The 17,648-nt window shown below is 28.8% G+C and carries 21 protein-coding genes; 20 read left to right on the top strand and 1 reads right to left on the bottom strand.

Annotation, left to right across the window (positions count from 1 at the left end; translation table 11 throughout):
• The first annotated feature begins 34 nt into the window (after positions 1 to 34).
• Positions 35 to 1,420 carry a GAF domain-containing sensor histidine kinase gene (locus CRU95_RS13105; RefSeq protein ID WP_129101566.1) on the top strand — a complete coding sequence of 462 codons (1,386 nt, stop codon included), beginning with the start codon at positions 35 to 37 and terminating at the stop codon, positions 1,418 to 1,420.
• Here the strand turns inward: CRU95_RS13105 and CRU95_RS13100 are convergent.
• Positions 1,405 to 2,298, bottom strand: a complete 894-nt coding sequence (locus tag CRU95_RS13100) for an AEC family transporter (RefSeq protein ID WP_129101565.1) — start codon at positions 2,296 to 2,298, stop codon at positions 1,405 to 1,407. The genes CRU95_RS13105 and CRU95_RS13100 overlap by 16 nt on opposite strands.
• Before the next feature lie 82 nt (positions 2,299 to 2,380).
• Here CRU95_RS13100 and CRU95_RS13095 point away from each other — a divergent pair, with 82 nt between their 5' ends.
• From CRU95_RS13095 to CRU95_RS13005, 19 genes are all read left to right on the top strand, one after another.
• A complete protein-coding gene (locus CRU95_RS13095) occupies positions 2,381 to 3,016 on the top strand; it encodes a biotin--[acetyl-CoA-carboxylase] ligase (RefSeq protein WP_129101564.1) in 636 nt (211 codons plus the stop codon).
• Positions 3,016 to 3,792 (top strand): ParA family protein, encoded by a 777-nt coding sequence (locus CRU95_RS13090; RefSeq protein ID WP_129101597.1) that lies wholly within the window; start codon positions 3,016 to 3,018, stop codon positions 3,790 to 3,792. The genes CRU95_RS13095 and CRU95_RS13090 overlap by 1 nt, the downstream gene beginning before the upstream one ends.
• 3 nt (positions 3,793 to 3,795) lie before the next feature.
• Positions 3,796 to 4,677: a ParB/RepB/Spo0J family partition protein gene (locus tag CRU95_RS13085; protein ID WP_129101563.1), complete on the top strand. Its 882-nt coding sequence runs from the start codon at positions 3,796 to 3,798 to the stop codon at positions 4,675 to 4,677.
• Between the two features lie 103 nt (positions 4,678 to 4,780).
• Positions 4,781 to 5,203: a F0F1 ATP synthase subunit B' gene (locus CRU95_RS13080; RefSeq protein WP_129101562.1), complete on the top strand. Its 423-nt coding sequence runs from the start codon at positions 4,781 to 4,783 to the stop codon at positions 5,201 to 5,203.
• Positions 5,204 to 5,213: 10 nt separating this feature from the next.
• On the top strand, positions 5,214 to 5,726 hold the full coding sequence (locus CRU95_RS13075; RefSeq protein ID WP_129101561.1) for a F0F1 ATP synthase subunit B: 513 nt from the start codon (positions 5,214 to 5,216) through the stop codon (positions 5,724 to 5,726).
• A complete protein-coding gene (locus tag CRU95_RS13070; RefSeq protein ID WP_129101560.1) occupies positions 5,726 to 6,256 on the top strand; it encodes a F0F1 ATP synthase subunit delta in 531 nt (176 codons plus the stop codon). Before CRU95_RS13075 ends, CRU95_RS13070 begins: the two co-directional genes overlap by 1 nt.
• 21 nt (positions 6,257 to 6,277) lie before the next feature.
• Positions 6,278 to 7,795: a F0F1 ATP synthase subunit alpha gene (gene atpA / locus CRU95_RS13065; protein ID WP_129101559.1), complete on the top strand. Its 1,518-nt coding sequence runs from the start codon at positions 6,278 to 6,280 to the stop codon at positions 7,793 to 7,795.
• Positions 7,796 to 7,805: 10 nt separating this feature from the next.
• Positions 7,806 to 8,690, top strand: a complete 885-nt coding sequence (gene atpG / locus CRU95_RS13060; RefSeq protein WP_129101558.1) for an ATP synthase F1 subunit gamma — start codon at positions 7,806 to 7,808, stop codon at positions 8,688 to 8,690.
• Between the two features lie 18 nt (positions 8,691 to 8,708).
• Positions 8,709 to 10,103 carry a F0F1 ATP synthase subunit beta gene (atpD, locus tag CRU95_RS13055; protein WP_129101557.1) on the top strand — a complete coding sequence of 465 codons (1,395 nt, stop codon included), beginning with the start codon at positions 8,709 to 8,711 and terminating at the stop codon, positions 10,101 to 10,103.
• A 17-nt stretch (positions 10,104 to 10,120) separates the two neighbouring features.
• The gene (atpC, locus tag CRU95_RS13050; protein ID WP_013136137.1) at positions 10,121 to 10,498 is read left to right on the top strand and encodes an ATP synthase F1 subunit epsilon; all 378 of its coding nucleotides are present in this window, start codon (positions 10,121 to 10,123) and stop codon (positions 10,496 to 10,498) included.
• A gap of 5 nt (positions 10,499 to 10,503) precedes the next feature.
• A complete protein-coding gene (locus CRU95_RS13045) occupies positions 10,504 to 11,064 on the top strand; it encodes a MotA/TolQ/ExbB proton channel family protein (protein WP_129101556.1) in 561 nt (186 codons plus the stop codon).
• A gap of 5 nt (positions 11,065 to 11,069) precedes the next feature.
• Positions 11,070 to 11,459 carry a biopolymer transporter ExbD gene (locus tag CRU95_RS13040; RefSeq protein ID WP_129101555.1) on the top strand — a complete coding sequence of 130 codons (390 nt, stop codon included), beginning with the start codon at positions 11,070 to 11,072 and terminating at the stop codon, positions 11,457 to 11,459.
• Between the two features lie 2 nt (positions 11,460 to 11,461).
• Positions 11,462 to 12,202 (top strand): TonB C-terminal domain-containing protein, encoded by a 741-nt coding sequence (locus CRU95_RS13035; protein WP_129101554.1) that lies wholly within the window; start codon positions 11,462 to 11,464, stop codon positions 12,200 to 12,202.
• 5 nt (positions 12,203 to 12,207) lie between these two features.
• On the top strand, positions 12,208 to 13,476 hold the full coding sequence (gene tolB, locus CRU95_RS13030) for a Tol-Pal system protein TolB (RefSeq protein ID WP_129101553.1): 1,269 nt from the start codon (positions 12,208 to 12,210) through the stop codon (positions 13,474 to 13,476).
• A 70-nt stretch (positions 13,477 to 13,546) separates the two neighbouring features.
• Positions 13,547 to 14,089, top strand: a complete 543-nt coding sequence (locus CRU95_RS13025; RefSeq protein ID WP_129101552.1) for an OmpA family protein — start codon at positions 13,547 to 13,549, stop codon at positions 14,087 to 14,089.
• Positions 14,090 to 14,092: 3 nt separating this feature from the next.
• On the top strand, positions 14,093 to 15,088 hold the full coding sequence (locus CRU95_RS13020) for a tol-pal system YbgF family protein (protein WP_129101551.1): 996 nt from the start codon (positions 14,093 to 14,095) through the stop codon (positions 15,086 to 15,088).
• A 14-nt stretch (positions 15,089 to 15,102) separates the two neighbouring features.
• Positions 15,103 to 15,678 carry a peptidylprolyl isomerase gene (locus CRU95_RS13015; protein ID WP_129101550.1) on the top strand — a complete coding sequence of 192 codons (576 nt, stop codon included), beginning with the start codon at positions 15,103 to 15,105 and terminating at the stop codon, positions 15,676 to 15,678.
• A gap of 136 nt (positions 15,679 to 15,814) precedes the next feature.
• Entirely contained in the window at positions 15,815 to 16,744 is a 930-nt protein-coding gene (fabD, locus tag CRU95_RS13010) for an ACP S-malonyltransferase (protein WP_129101549.1), read from the top strand.
• Positions 16,737 to 17,432: a 5'-methylthioadenosine/adenosylhomocysteine nucleosidase gene (locus CRU95_RS13005; RefSeq protein ID WP_129101548.1), complete on the top strand. Its 696-nt coding sequence runs from the start codon at positions 16,737 to 16,739 to the stop codon at positions 17,430 to 17,432. Before fabD ends, CRU95_RS13005 begins: the two co-directional genes overlap by 8 nt.
• Positions 17,433 to 17,648 lie beyond the last annotated feature (216 nt).

The raw sequence follows: 17,648 nt of genomic DNA, 5'->3' as shown, positions 1-17,648 counted from the left end.
ATCATTACTTATATTTTTAATAGAAGTAATAATTATGAAAAAAAATAAAAATCATTACAATATTTACGACTTGAAACTTTTCAAAATAGATGATTTTGATATTTTATTACACAAAATATTAAAGCAAGTAAGAGAGATAATAAATGCAGAAGCAGGAACAATCTATACAGTAGATAATAATACTTTGTGTTTTAATGTTTTTCAAAATGATTCCATGACTTATGAAGAAATTTTTCTTCAATACAAAAAATTAAAAGATGTAAAACTTCCCCTTGATCCAAATTCTAAATATCTTGCCGTTGATTCTTTCTTAAGTGAGAAAATTATAATTGTAAATGATGTTTATAAAACAAAAAGATATGAGTTTTTGGGGGTTAAAGAATATGATAATCAAAATAATTACAAAACACACTCAATATTAACAGCACCCATTATTCATCCAATTGAAAATAAAAAATTAGGGGTGATCCAACTAATAAATAAACTTGAAAAAGATGATAATTTTGATTTTAATGAAAAAGATAAAGATACTTTAGCTATGGCAAGTTCTTTGATTGCTTTGTCAATTTGCCAAGCTCATGATGATTTTATTAGATTAAAAGAGTTAAACAACGAACTTAAAATTGCAAATGAAAAATTGACAAAAAAAGTTGAATATGAAATAAGTGAAAATGAGAAAAAATCAGCAATAATCTTCCATCAATCAAAATTAGCATCAATGGGGGAAATGATTGGTAATATTGCCCATCAATGGAGACAGCCCCTGAGTGGCATTAGTACTCTAGCTAGTGCACTTAGTTTTAATTTTGAATTGAATAATGCTGATAAAAATCAAACCATTGATACTTTGGATAAGATAGTAGATACGACTAGGTATCTCTCTGATACGATTGATGATTTTAGAAATTTTTATAAAATTGATAAGTATGAAAAGCCTTTTAATCTCGCAAAAAATTTGCAACAAAGTGTAGCTATAATTGATGCTACTTTATCAGAATATGAAATTGAAGTAGTGTTTAATTTAGATGAGAAAATTAATTATTTTGGATTAGAAAATGAATTAAAACAAGCTACTTTAAATATCTTACAAAATGCAAAAGATGCTTTTCATATTAATATAAATCAAAATAATAAAAATAGGTTTATTTTTATTACTTTGGAAAAAATTGATGATTTAATATCAATAAAAATAAAAGACAATGCAGGTGGAATAAAAGAAAATATTCTAGAAAAAATATTTAAAAAAGATTTTACAACAAAAGATGAACACAAAGGTACAGGTATAGGTTTGTACATGACAAAGGTTATTATTGAAAAAAGCTTTAGTGGTAAAATAAAAGCTGAAAATTCTACCTTTGAATATAAAGGTATTCAATGCAAAGGAGCTTTATTTAAAATAGACTTTCAAGCTAAGAAATAATAAAAACCTGTTACACTTAATAATGAAAGTAAAACACCTATTACTAATGCGTTTACAGCTAATCTTTCATCTAACCCACCTTGAATGGCTAAAATTACAGCCATAGTCATTGGTGGCATTGCAACTTCTAATATTGTAACCTTACCCCAAATGTCATCTAGATTATAAAATATTGAAAATCCTATCATCACAAGTATTGGCATTAAAAGCATTTTTATACCAAGTAGTAAACTAATAGTTTTAAATTTGTAGAAAATATTTTTTACTTCTAATTTCATCCCAATAGCAATCATGGCTACAGGTACAACTGTTGCACCTATTGCACTTGCTGTATTCATTACAAAAGTAGGAACAGTAAAAAATTTTAAAATAACAGTAACAAAAAACATAATTATAGGTGGAAAAAATAATACTTTTCTAGTCATGGCTTTAAATCTTATAAGTTCACCACTTCCCCAGTTTACAATAACTGATCCTAATGAAACAACTAATAAAAAAGAACCAAATAAATCATATATAAGTGCATATACAACATAATCTTGCCCATAAAAAGCATCAATATATGAAAATCCTACAAAAGAAGTATTTCCAAAAGTTCCAACAGCCATAAAAGTTGCTAAGGTTTTTTTCTCAAATTTTAGAAATTTACCAACAAAATATGTTAAAACTAGATTTACTAAAATTATTGTATTAAACATAAATATCATATTTAAAAATTTAAAATCTAAAGTAAGTGGATAGATTTTTATAAAAACCATTGCTGGAAGTGAAAAATATATGACAAAATCAACTAAAGCTTGTGAATTATCTTTTATAAAAATTTTAAAAAAATATCCTATCATTAAATATAAAGCAATTGGTAAAACTGGATCTAACATTATCTCTCCAAATTAAAAAGTAAATATTATATATATAAGTTCATTAATATGAACTTGTAGATTAATTTAGTACAATGCATTTATGGAAATTAGATATTTAGAAAGTGTTGATTCTACACACACATATTTAAAAGAATATATAAAGAATAATGGGTTTTCCAATAGTTTATGTTTTTATACCCAAGAACAAACTGCAGGAATAGGTAGTCGAGGTAATTCATGGGTAGGTACAAAAGGAAATTTATTTTTTTCTTTTGTACTTAAACAATATGATTTGCCAAATGATTTAGAAATACAAAGTGCATCAATTTATTTTTCCTTTGTTTTAAAAGATATATTAAAACAACTTGGTTCAGAAGTTTGGCTTAAATGGCCCAATGATTTTTACATTAATAATTATAAAATTGGAGGAACTATAACTTCAGTTTCTAATGGTTTAGTCTATTGTGGAATAGGACTAAATTTAAATAATGTTAATAGTGAGTTCTTAAAACTAGATATACAAATAAATATAAAAGAATTATTTAAATTATATTTCCAAAATATTGAAAAAAAGATTTTATGGGAGGATATTTTAAAAGAATATGTGGTAGAATTCGAAAGAAGTAAAAATTTACACGCAACAATTAACAATGAAAAAATACCCTTAATCAATGCACAGTTAAATAGTGATGGTTCGATAAATATTAATAATAAAAAGGTTTTTAGTCTAAGATGATGGCAGAAGTAATAACAATAGCAAATCAAAAAGGTGGAGTTGGTAAAACAACTACAGCTGTGAATTTAAGTGCAGCTTTGGCCTTACAAGGGAAGAAAGTATTATTAATAGATGCAGATCCACAAGCAAATGCAACTACAAGTTTAGGGTTTCACAGAGATACCTATGAATATAATATTTATCATGTTATGCTTGGAACAAAAGAATTAAATGAGATTATACTAGACTCAGAAATTGATAATTTAAAAGTAGCCCCTTCAAATATCGGTTTAGTTGGTATTGAAAGAGAATTCTATAAAAATACAAAAGATAGGGAATTGATTTTAAAAAGAAAAATTGATCCTATTAAAAAAGATTTTGATTATATTATTATTGATTCACCTCCAGCACTAGGACCAATTACAATTAATACACTAAGTGCCTCTAATTCTGTTTTAATACCAATTCAATGTGAGTTTTTTGCCCTTGAAGGTTTAGCACAATTACTTAATACAATAAAATTAGTAAAACAAACTATTAATAGACAATTACAAATAAGAGGATTCCTTCCTACTATGTATAGTGCACAAAATAACCTTGCAAAACAAGTATTTGCAGACCTTGCACAACATTTTGAAAGTAAATTATTTAAAATTGATGGTAGTTCATATGTAGTAATACCAAGAAATATTAAATTAGCAGAAAGCCCAAGTTTTGGAAAACCAATTATGCTTTATGATGCGGCAGCAATTGGAACAAAAGCTTATACAAATTTAGCAAAAGCAATAGCAGGATAAAAAATGGCAAAAGCAGCATTAGGTAGAGGTTTAGGTGAACTATTAGGTGAAGTAGAATCGGCTTATGAAAGTAATAACAATTCTTCTTCTAAAGAAAAAGGTATGGATATTTATTTAGATGTAAATAGTATCAAACCAAATCCCGCACAACCTAGAAAAATATTTGATGAAGATAAATTAAAAGAATTAAGTGATTCTATTAAGGAACATGGACTTATTCAAGCTATTAGTGTAATTGAATCATCTGAATATGGTGAATATATATTAATTGCTGGTGAGAGAAGATTAAGAGCTCATAAATTAGCTAATATTGATAAAATTAAAGCAAATATTTTAGATATTGATAGTGATAAACTAAGAGAAATAGCATTAATAGAAAATATTCAAAGAGATGACTTAAATGTAATTGAATTAGCATATTCATATGCGCAACTTATAAATGAACACTCTTTAACACATGAAGAATTGTCTGTAAAAGTTTTTAAAAGTAGGACATCTATAACAAATACATTAAGACTTTTACAATTATCTTCTTATGTTCAACAAATGCTAGCTAATGACAAAATAACAGCAGGTCATGCAAAAATAATGGTAGGACTTGATGAAGAGACACAAAGAAAAGTTACTGATAGTATCATTGGACAAAAATTGTCTGTAAGAGAAACAGAACTACTAATAAAAGATATTAAGAAACCTGAAACAACTTCAACTAAAAAAATTAAATCATCACCTAAAAATTATGATTTAAAACCGTTAAGTAGTGTAGTTGATGAACTGTCAAAAAATAATTTAAAAGTTAAGTTAGAAAAAAATTGCTTTAAGATAGAAATCAAATCTCAAGAGGATATTGAAAAGATATCTAATTACTTTCGTAACACTTTATAAAATTTATCTAACAATTTGACCCATTTAATAAAATTTTATATAATATTTCGCTAAAATTTATAAGTTTTAGTCAAACTAAACTGTAAAAAATATGGAGGAATGAATGTTAGACATAAGTCCTGTATTGTTGCTTAGCTCTGGTATTATTTTCTTATTAGTACTTGCCAGACTAAACAGTTGTCTATTTACGCCTCTACTAAAGCATATGGATGAAAGAGCAAAATCTATCAAATCTGATTTAGAGAATGCAAAGTCAAATACTGCTGATGTAGATGGAATGCTAGCTGAAGCGAATGATGTTATTGCAAAAGCTAAAAGAGAAGCTGCTGTAATTAGAGAAGAAGCTTTTAATGAAGCTAAAAAAGTTGCTGATTCTAAATTAGAACTTGCAAAATCTGATATTGAAACAAAATATTCTGATTTTAAAGATTCTTTAGATAAAGATTCAAAAGCTTTAAAAGATTCATTGATCGCTGCAATGCCTCAATTTAATGAGAGCTTAAAAGCTAAGTTAAGCTCAATATAAGGGAGAAGAAGTGAAAAAATTATTATTAACTTTATTAGCTTTAGCTCCTGTAGCGTTATTTGCTAATAGTGATGGTGCGGAAACTGATATTATTCAAAGAACCGTTAACTTTGTAATCTTTGCTGGAATTTTATGGTATTTATTAGCCGATAAAATTAAAGCTTTTTTTGCAAATAGAACTTTAGAAATTCAATCTGAATTAGATAAAGTACAAGATACATTAAAAGCTTCACAATCAAAAATTGATGAAGCAGCAGTAAAACTAGAAGAAGCTAAAAAATTAGCTGCAGAAACTGTTGAACTTGCAAAATCAGAAGTTGGTGCATTAAAACAAAAAGTTGCAGATGCTGTTGATCATGATATTGCTCAATTAAACAGAAATTTCGCAGAAAAAATCGAAGTTGAAACTAAAAAAGTGCAAAGACAAGTTGTTGAACAAATTTTAGAAGAGCTACTTAAATCTGAAAATATTGCATTGTCGCAAGATGAATTAGCAAGTATTATACTTAAGAAGGTGGCGTAATGAATGATTTAATTGCAAAAAGATATGTTAAAGCACTATTAGATGGTAAAGATGTAGCTACTGCAGCTTCAATTTGTAATGAATTAAGTGAAATTTCAAAAGCATTTGCTGATGATAAATTTATCTCTATCATATCTTCAATTGAAGTAAAAGAATCTCAAAAAACGGATTTAATAATCTCGTTGATTGATAATATTTCTGATACTACAAAGAATTTAATAAAATTGTTAGGTAGTAAAAAAAGATTGGAAATTATTCCATTTATACTAGCAGAATTAAAAGCTAATATTGCAGTAATGGAAAATTCATATGAAGGTGTTGTTTATACTAACAATGCGTTATCTGATCAATATATAAACTCTATTGCAGAGCAATTTAGTAAGAAATTTGATGTTAAATTATCTTTAACTCAAAATGTATGTGATTATGATGGTATTAAAGTTGATATTGATGGACTTGGCGTTGAGATTAGCTTCTCAAAAGATAGACTTAAATCACAAATGATAAATCATATTTTAAAAGCAGTTTAGAACTTATAAAGGAGAAATTGAATGGGTGCAAAAATTCAAGCTGATGAAATCAGTTCGATCATCAAAGAAAGAATTGATAACTTTGAATTAAATGTAGATGTAAATGAGACTGGTAAAATTATCTCTTATGCAGATGGTATTGCTCAAGTTTACGGTCTTAAGAACGTTATGGCTGGTGAGATTGTAGAATTTGAAAACGGCGAAAGAGGGTTAGCTTCTAACCTTGAAGAGTCTTCAGTAGGTGTTGTTGTTTTAGGTTCTGGGAATGGATTAAGAGAAGGTTCTTCTTGTAAAAGAGTTGGAAAATTATTAGAAACACCAGTTGGTGAAGCTATGGTTGGAAGAGTTGTTAATGCATTAGGTGAACCAATTGATGGGAAAGGTACTATTGAATCAACAGAAACAAGATTTGTTGAAGAAAAAGCTCCTGGAATCATGGCTAGAAAATCAGTTCATGAACCATTACAAACAGGTATTAAAGCAATTGATGCACTTGTTCCAATCGGAAGAGGGCAAAGAGAGCTTATTATTGGAGATAGACAAACTGGTAAATCAACTGTTGCTATTGATACAATTCTTAACCAAAAAGGTGAGAATGTAATTTGTATTTATGTTGCAATTGGTCAAAAATCATCTTCAGTAGCTTCTGTTGTTAGAACATTAGAAGAATCTGGTGCAATGGAATATACAATTGTTGTTAATGCTTCAGCTGCAGATTCAGCTACATTACAATTCTTAGCTCCATATACTGGTGTTACAATTGGTGAATACTTTAGAGATAATGGTAAACATGCATTAATAGTTTATGATGATTTATCAAAACATGCAGTTGCATATAGAGAAATGTCATTAATCTTAAGAAGACCTCCAGGTCGAGAAGCTTATCCAGGGGATGTATTTTATCTGCACTCAAGACTACTTGAGAGAGCTGCTAAAATGTCAGATGAAAGAGGAGCTGGTTCAATGACAGCTTTACCTATTATCGAAACACAAGCAGGAGATGTTGCAGCATATATTCCTACAAATGTTATTTCTATTACAGATGGACAAATCTTCCTAGAAACTAACCTTTTCAACTCAGGAATTAGACCTGCAATTAATGTGGGACTTTCTGTATCAAGAGTTGGTGGAGCAGCACAAATTAAAGCTACTAAGCAAGTTGCTGGTACTTTAAAATTATCACTTGCACAATATAGAGAACTTGAAGCATTTGCTCAATTCGCATCTGATCTTGATGAAAGTACAAGAAGAGAACTTGAACTTGGTCAAAGAATGGTAGAAGTATTAAAACAAGGTGTTAATAAACCTTTAGTTATTGAAAAACAAGTTGTTATTATTTATGCTGGAACTAAAGGGTATTTGAACGATATCGCAGTTTCTGACGTTGTTAGATTTGAAGATGAATTACATGCATTTATTGAGCAAAAATACTCAAATATTTTAGATGACATTAAATCTAAGAAAAAATTAGACGAAGATACTGAAGATAATTTAAAATCTGCGTTAGAAGAGTTTAAAACTGTTTTTAGTGCAAAATAAGGATTAGTCAATGGCTAACTTAAAAGAGATTAAATTAAAAATTGGTAGTGTTAAAAATACTCAGAAGACTACAAAAGCTATGAAGCTTGTATCTTCTGCAAAACTTACGCGTACTAGACAATTGTCTGATCAAGCTAAAAGTTATGCAGAAAAGATTAATCAAGTTCTTTCTGAGATTGCACACAGAGTTGGCAAAGTTCAAGATGATGGAATGCACAATAGAGCATTTGTTCAAAATGAAAGTCCAAAAACAGTAGATATTGTTTTTGTTACTGCTGACAAAGGTCTTTGTGGTGGATTCAACATGGCTACGATTAAAGCTGTAATGCACATGATGAATGAATACAGAGCAAAAGGTGTAACTGTAAGATTAAGAGTTGCTGGAAGAAAAGGTGTTGATTACTTTACTTTCCAAGGTGAAACATTGACTCAAAAAGTTAGCGATTTATCTTCTACACCAGATTATAATAGAGCTTCTGATTTTATTCAAGAAGTTGTAACTGATTTTCAAAATGGAGTTACTGATAAAGTAGTTTTAATATATAATGGATTCCTTAATATGTTAACTCAAGAGTTAAAAGTTAGAGAGATCTTACCAATTAGTTTTGAAAATGTTGAATTAAAAGAAGAGTCATCTATGCTTAATATTGAGCCAGATGATGATGAAGAAGTGTTAAATGAACTAACTGAGAAATACATTCAATTTAATATGTATTACTCTTTACTTGATTCTTTAGCTGCTGAACATAGTGCAAGAATGCAAGCTATGGAAGCTGCAACTAAGAATGCAAAAGAAAAAGTTGATAGTTTAACAGTTGAGTACAATAAAGCTAGACAAGCTGCGATTACAACAGAGCTGATAGAAATTATCAGTGGTGTTGAAGCATTAAAATAATTTAAAGGAGCTGCCCGTATGAAAGGTAAAATTGTTCAGGTAATGGGTCCGGTAGTTGACGTAGAGTTCGACGGATACTTACCAGAAATTAATGAAGCAATTCAAGTTACATTAGCTGACGCTAAGGCTGATAGATTAATACTAGAAGTTGCTGCACATATTGGTGATAGTAGAGTTAGAACTATTGCTATGGATATGACAGATGGATTAACAAGAGGACAAGAGTGTATTGCACAAGGTGGACCTATTCAAGTTCCAGTTGGTGAAGCAGTATTAGGAAGAATTTTCAATGTAATTGGTGATCCAGTTGATGAAGGTGAAGCAATTCCAGAAGAGACTCCAAGATGGTCTATTCATAGAGCTGCACCAACTTTTGAAGAACAATCTACAAAAACAGAAATGTTTGAAACAGGTATCAAAGTAGTTGACCTTTTAGCACCATATTCAAAAGGTGGTAAAGTTGGACTATTCGGTGGTGCTGGTGTTGGTAAAACAGTTATTATTATGGAATTAATCCATAATGTTGCATTTAAACATTCAGGATACTCAGTATTTGCTGGTGTTGGTGAAAGAACAAGAGAAGGGAATGACCTTTATCACGAGATGAAAGATTCTAATGTACTTGATAAAGTTGCTTTATGTTATGGTCAAATGTCTGAGCCTCCAGGTGCAAGAAATAGAATTGCCTTAACAGGTCTTACTATGGCTGAGTACTTTAGAGATGAAAAAGGTCTTGATGTACTTATGTTCGTAGATAATATCTTTAGATTTGCACAATCAGGTTCTGAAATGTCAGCACTTTTAGGAAGAATTCCATCTGCTGTTGGATATCAACCTACACTTGCATCTGAAATGGGTAAATTACAAGAAAGAATTACTTCTACTGCTAAAGGTTCAATTACTTCTGTTCAAGCAGTATATGTACCAGCAGATGACTTAACAGATCCAGCTCCAGCTTCTGTTTTTGCTCACTTAGATGCAACAACAGTACTTAATAGAAAAATTGCTGAAAAAGGTATTTACCCAGCAGTTGATCCATTGGATTCAAGTTCAAGAATTCTAAGTGCAGATATCTTAGGACAAGAACATTACAATACTGCTAGAGGTGTTCAATCAGTATTACAAAAATACAAAGATTTACAAGATATTATTGCAATTCTTGGTATGGATGAATTATCTGAAGAAGATAAACTAGTAGTTTCTAGAGCAAGAAAAATTGAGAGATTCTTATCTCAACCATTCTTCGTTGCAGAAGTATTTACAGGATCTCCTGGTAAATATGTAGAGTTAAAAGATACGATTGCTGGTTTCCAAGGTATCTTAGACGGTAAATATGATAGTATTCCAGAAATGGCATTCTATATGGTTGGTGGAATTGACGAAGTTCTTGCCAAAGCTGAGAAAATGAAATAAACCATTAAGGTAAATTTATGGATACACTAAAATTATCAATAGTTACACCAAATGGACCAATATTTAATGGTGACGTTAAAACTGTAACTCTTCCTGGAAAAGAGGGAGAGTTTGGAGTATTACCAGGTCACTCATCATTGGTATCTTCATTAACAGTTGGTGTGATTGTAATTGAAAAAGAGAATACAACTGAGGCAGTAGCAATTAACTGGGGTCATGTTAATGTTAGTGAGACTTCAGTTGATGTTTTAGCTGACGGTGCTGTAGCACTTACTCAGGGTGGAGACTCTGATATTGCTAAAGCTATTGATGCTGCTAAAGAACTTGTTAATTCAGTTTCTGATGCTAATGTATCAATTGCATCTGTTGAAGCAAAAATCAATTCATTTAGTTAAGCAAAATGATTGATATAATTTTAAATTATTTTACAAATAGTAGCGCTATTACACTTGTTGTATTAGCTCTACTATCTGTTTATTTTGTTTTGATTTTTTGGCTTTTTATATATAAAAATAGTCAACTCTCTGGACTAATTACTAATGAAAAAAAGTCTTTAGAAACACTTACTTCTAGAGATTCAATCTTAAGTCCACTGTCTGGTTTAAGTAGATGTGCTAAAACATCTAAATCAAAACCCTTATTACATGCTTGTGAAATTTCAATTATTAAAGATGCCAGTGAAGGTTTATCTTGGTTATCTATAGTATCTTCAACTTCCCCATTTATTGGTTTATTTGGTACTGTTGTTGGAATTTTAGAGTCATTTGCAAAATTTTCAACTCAATCAAAAGTTGGATTTTCAATTATTGCACCTGCTATTTCAGAAGCATTAGTTGCAACTGCGGGTGGAATTTTCGTAGCAATTTTTGCTTATACATTTCATCAAATATTGACTAGAAAAGTTTATGAATTAAATACCTATTTAAAGGCTCAATCTGAAATTTTGATTGCTAAGGCATAAAAAATATGTATGATTATAATCAAAAGCCTGATTTAAATATTACTCCTATGGTAGATATAATGTTAGTATTACTAGCAATTTTAATGATTACTGCTCCTGTTATAGAGTTTGAAGAACCAGTAAATCTACCCAACGGTAGTAAATCTAGACAACTACAAGATGTAAAAAAAATCTCTATTTTAATTACTAAAGATAGAGAAATTATTATTGGAAAAAATAAATATGAATTAAAGAATTTTGCAGATAGTTTTATTCTTTATTCAAATAATAAAAATAAAGATACACCTATTCATATTAGAGCAGATAAAAGTTTAATTTATGATGATGTTATTTTTGTGTTAAAAACAGTCAAAGAAGCTGGTTTTTTCAAAGTTTCTTTAATCACTGATGGATAATCATGTTTTTTTCAAATTCTATTTCAAAGCAAAATAGTCTTTTAATTGCTTTACTTACATACTTTATTATAATATTTCTGTTTTTTCTTTATTTAAAAACTTCTGATGTCAAAAAATTTGATGCTTTTAATAAAACAACTACAATTGAACTTAGTATTTTACTAGATAAAGATAGTAAGATTATAAATAAAGAGTCTCATAAAGAAAAGAGTAAAACAATTGATAAAGTTGTTGAAAAGTCAAAATCAATAAGTGCCAAACAACAAAATAGTGTAAAATCTCTTTTTGCAAATGTAAAAGATACAAGTGATAATGTTATTGATGATAGTGTTAATAATGTTGTTAAATCTGAAGTAGCAAGTAGATTTAAAGCAAAATTTGAGAAAGAAAGAAAAAGTGAAAAGCTATCAGTATCTACTTTATTAAATAATGTTAAATCAAAAGCCTCAGTAATGCCAAGTAATGAATCAAAAAATTCTATTGATCCTTACTACTCTAAAATTTATGAATTATTAGCTAAAAGATGGAATCCAAGTTTAATTGGAGATGACTTATTTGCAAAAGTACTAGTAATTATTACAAATGATGGTAAATTTGATTTTAGATTTTTAAAATATTCTGGAAATGAGTTTTTTGATAAATCTTTAACCTCTTTTTTAAATGAACAAGTTAATATTACATACCCAGAACATGATAAAGGTTCTGAAGTAAAAATCGAAGTAATATTTAAATCAGAAAGGTAATAATTATGAAAAAAGCATTTTTTTTATTAACATTAATATGTATTAATTTATTTGCAGTTGATGCATCTATGGAGATTATTAAAAAATCTGATAATTTGCCAAAAATAGAAATATCAATAGCAAGTGATACTGTTAATGTTGAATATATAAATAAAATAAAAAAATTATTGATTCAAGATTTATTAGTTAGTGGTCATTTTGAAGCAATGTCTAGTAATGAAAAAATAAGTTTTTCATCTAACCCAAATATGTTAGGTCTTAAGAATAGAGGGGTTGATTTATTTTTGAATCTATCAATTAGAGAGAGTAGTTTTGGTGGATTAAATTTAAACATTAAACTTTTTGATAATAATCTAATGCAATTAATTTTAGAAAAAACTATCTCTTCTTCTCAATTGGAAAGATTCCCTTTTGTAGCACATAGAGCAGCTATTGTTATTAATAAACATTTAAATGCACCATCAATTGATTGGATGGATAAGTTTGTTATTTTTTCTGTATATAAAGATGCAAAAGAAGCTAACATTGTAATTGGTGATTATACTTTGACTTTTCAAAAAACGATTATAAAAGGTGGATTAAATATTTTCCCTAAGTGGGCTAATGATAAACAAGATAGTTTTTATTATACTACTTATAGAGGATCTTCACCACAACTTATAAAATACAATTTATACAATAGAAAAGTTGATTATATAATGAAATCAGAGGGTATGATAGTTTGTTCAGATGTAAATAAAGATGGTTCAAAACTTTTAATCACAGCCTCTCCTGAAGGTCAACCTGATATATATTTGTATGACACAAAAAACAAAAGAAAAGAAAGATTGACAACTTATAAGGGTATTGATGTAGGAGCTCACTTTGCAGAAAATGACTCAAAAATAGTTTTTGTATCTGATAGATTAAATCATCCCAATATATTTGCAAAGAAAATTAATGGCAGAGGAGTTGAGCGATTAGTATACCATGGTAGAAATAACTCTTCAGCTACAACTTTTGATAATTATGTAGTTTATAGTAGTAGAGAAACACAAAGTGAGTTTACTGATAATACATTCAATTTATATTTGATTTCATTGAAAAGTGATTTTATTCGAAGATTAACAACTAATGGTATAAATCAATTTCCAAAATTTTCAAATGATGGTGAATCTGTTTTATTTATAAAAAATTACCAAAATAAAAGTAATGTTGGTATTATTAGATTAAATTACAATAAATCATTTTTATTTCCGTTAACTAGTGGTAAATTACAATCAATAGATTGGTAAAATGTCATTATATAATAATGAGTTAAGTTTGGTTTGAGTAGAATTTAACAATTCACAATAAGGATAATTAATGAAAAAATATGGTTTATTAGCTTTTATAGCAGCTACATTACTATTTACAGGGTGTAGTCAGAAAACAGTTGAAATGGAAAATACAACTCCAACTCCAACAAATTCAGAGTCTAGTTTAAATACAGTTGAAACTACTGATAACAGTGGCATGACTGCTGATAATATGACTACTGATGGTAAAGGTAACTATTTTGTAGTTAATGGGAAAAAAGTATTTGTTGAATCAATATACTTTGGATTTGATAAATTTAAATTAACTGAAGATCAAAGAAAAGTTGCTTCAGAAAATGCTTCAAAACTAAAAGGTTTAGAAGGAAGTGTTAAAGTTGAAGGTAACTGTGATGAATGGGGAACAGATGAGTATAATTATGCTTTAGGTTTAAAAAGAGCAAAAGTTGTAAAAGATGCATTAGTTTCTGATGGAATTGCTTCAAATTCTATTTCAATTGTAAGTTTTGGAGAAAGTAACCCTGTTTGTTCAGAAAAAAACAAAGAGTGCTGGTCTAAAAATAGAAGAGCAGAATATAAGCCACTTCCATAATATATGAACAAATTTTTTATAATTATTTTATTAACTAGCACATTAACATATGCCGAAGAGGTATCTGTTTTTGGTGCTGGTAATTTGGATTCTGCAAATCCATATGGACTAACAAAAACAGAAAAGCGTATTTTAAAGAATAAAAATGAGTTAGGTTCAATCGATACAAAAGTAAAAACAGTGAATACAACTGTTAATACATTAAGTGAGAGAATTGATGGCTTAGAATCAATTTATGAAGGTGATTCACAAAAATTAAATAACGTTGTTTTAACATTAAATAAACTTTTAAATGATTTTGAAACAAATCAAAATCTTACAGATAAAAATACTGAAGATATAAAAGAATTAAAAAAATCTATAGATCAATTAAATATTTTACAAAAAAATATTTCTGACGAAAATACAAAAAATTTAAAGAATTTAAAACAAGCTGTTGAAAAATTAACTGATAAAATAAATAAAATTGATTCTAATTATTTATCTGAAAAAGATTATAAAAAAAATATGGATCAGTTTGTAACTATAAAAGCATTTGAAGCATTGAAAAAAAGCTTAAATATTAAAAGTACTAAAAAAACTCAATCCAATGTAAGTGTAAAAAGTAATAATTCGGAAAAGATAAGCTCTACGGAAGATAATGCTTCTATTTTAGATGAAGCAAAGAGACTTTTTAAAATTGACTATTTTACAAATGCAATTCCAATGTTTGAAGGATTGATTGCTGCCAATTATAAGCCAGCTGAATCGAACTATTATTTGGGAGAGATTTGGTATTATAGAAAAGATTACGATAAAGCAATATCGTATTTTAAGAAGTCTGCTTTGTTATATGATAAGGCTGATTGGATGCCTTCATTATTACTTCATAGTGCAATATCATTTGAAAAGACTGGTGATTTTAAAAATGCTGCTTCTTTTTATGAGACTTTGATGACAAATTATCCAGAGTCAAAAGAAGCAAAAAGTGCAGATAAAAATCTATCAAAATTAAATTAAAAAAAAGGAAAAACATGTCAAAAGTTATAGGTATAGAATATACATTAAAAGATGCTAATACAGGAGATCATTTAGATTCAAATGTTGGTGCAGCACCATTAGAATTTGTATCAGGGAAAGGTCAAATAATCCCAGGATTAGAGTCAAAATTAATTGAAATGAATGTAAGTGAAGAAGCTGATGTTTTAGTTGAACCAAAAGATGCTTATGGTGAATTAAACCCTGAAGCTGTTCAAACATTGCCAAAAGAGCAATTCGCAGGAATTGAGTTAAAAGAAGGTATGAGTCTTTATGGTACTGGTGAGCAAGGTGAAACTGTTCAAGTTACAGTTACAGGTTTTAATGATAATGAAGTAACAATTGATTATAACCATCCAATGGCTGGAAAAACATTAATGTTTTCAGTAGCTATTTTAAGCTCAAGAGCTGCAACTGAAGAAGAGATCCAAACAGGTGTTGTTGGTGGAATGGCTGCTATGGGTGGCGGTTGTTGTGGTGGAGGAAGCCATGATCATGGTTCATCTGAAGGTGGTTGTTGTTCAAGTGAACCTAAACAAGAATCTCATGGTGGTTGTGGTTGTAGTCACTAATACTAATTATATTCTACAAAATTTTCTAAAATGCCCGAAAGCACATCTGCTTTTGGGCATTTTATTTTTATGACAAATATTAAATAGTATAATGTTATTTTTAAAAACCAAGTAAAAGATATAAGGATTAAAATATATGAAAAAAGTCGCTTTTATATTCCCTGGACAAGGAAGTCAAAAAATTGGTATGGGAAAAGATTTTTTTGAAAATAGTGATATTGCAAAAGATATGATTAGAAAAGCTAGTGATAGATTAGGAATAAATTTTGAAGAGCTTTTATTTGAAGAAAATGAAAATCTAGGAAAAACTGAATACACACAACCAGCTATACTTTTAGTATCTGCAATTGCATATGAGATTTTCAAAGATAAATGTGATATTAAACCAGAGTTTTTATTAGGACACTCACTTGGTGAATTTTCAGCTTTAGTAGCAGCTGGGGCAATTGATTATTTAGATGCAATTGAATTAGTTCATAAAAGAGGACTTTTTATGAATGAAGCTTGTTTTGGTGGAAATGCTGGAATGATGGCATTAGTTGGATTAGAAGATTCTAAAGTTGAATTTATATGTACTGAACAAAGAGAAAATGGTAAAAAAGTTTGGCCAGCAAATTATAATATGGACGGACAATTAGTTCTTGCAGGTATCAAATCTGATTTAGAATCATTAGTAGAGACTTTTACAACTGCTGGGGCAAAAAGAGCAATAGTACTTGATATGAGTGTTGCTAGTCATTGTGAGTTGCTTACAAGTGCGGTTGAAAATTTAAGACCATATTTAGAAGAGTATATTAAAGATGAATTCTTACCCGTTGTTTCAAATGTATCAACAGAGATATATACTACAAAAGAAGAAGCAATAGAATTATTAGCCTCTCAACTTACAAGCCCAGTAAAATATAAACAATCAATAGAAAAATTTGCTTCTAAAATAGACTTGTTTATTGAATTTGGAAATGGTGTTGTATTAAAAGGTTTAAATAGAAAAATAGTTAAAGTGCCTACATCTAATATATCAGATATGAGTTCACTAGAAAAAGTAATTGGAGAAATAAATGAATAAATTAGCAATAATGGGAGCTATGGAAGAGGAAATTGAACCTCTTTTAGCTCATTTTGATAGTGTAAATGTAGTAGAGTTTGCAAAAAATAAATATTATGAGGTATCTTATAAAGGTTTAGATATTGTAATTGCATATTCTAAGATAGGAAAAGTATTTGCAAGTTTAACAGCAACAACTATGATAGAAAAGTTTGGATGTGATACTTTACTTTTTTCAGGAGTTGCAGGTGGAATTAATCCTGAACTTAATATTGGTGATTTAATTATTGCAAATAAACTTTGTCAGCATGATTTAGATATTACTGCCTTTGGACATCCTCATGGATATGTTCCGGGTGGTGGTGTATTTGTTGAAACAACAAAAGAGATAAATGATATTGCAAAAAAAGTAGCTTCAATTAATGGAATGAAAGTTATTGAAGGAACTATTGCTACAGGTGATCAGTTTGTTCATTCATCTGAAAGAAAAGACTTTATACAAAGCACATTTAATGCAGATGCTTTAGAAATGGAAGGTGCAAGTGTTGCAGTTGTATGTGATGCTTTAAATATTCCTTTCTTTATTCTTAGATCTATATCTGATACAGCAGATATGGATGCAGGCTTTGATTTTGATGAATTTCTAAAATCAAGTGCAAAAAACTCAGCTGACTATTTAATAAAAATAGTAGATGAATTGTTAAAATAAGAGGTTTACTCTTATTTTAACTACTATACTCAATAAAAACTATTAAAAAACTCTATATAATATTACTAAAATTTACAAAGACAAATTTTTTTCAAAATTTAAGCTAAATTTAATTCCCAGCACTTGACAAAGGCAAAAAAACCTATTATAATTCCCGTCCAATTTGAGTGACAAACGTCGCAAAGGGTTGATGTTCTTTAACAAACTACGGTTTTA

This window comes from Arcobacter sp. F2176 (genome assembly GCF_004116465.1).
GTDB lineage: Bacteria > Campylobacterota > Campylobacteria > Campylobacterales > Arcobacteraceae > Arcobacter > Arcobacter siniprincipis.
The sequence above is the reverse complement of the archived record's forward strand: the minus strand, read 5'-3'. Positions and strand labels throughout refer to the sequence as shown.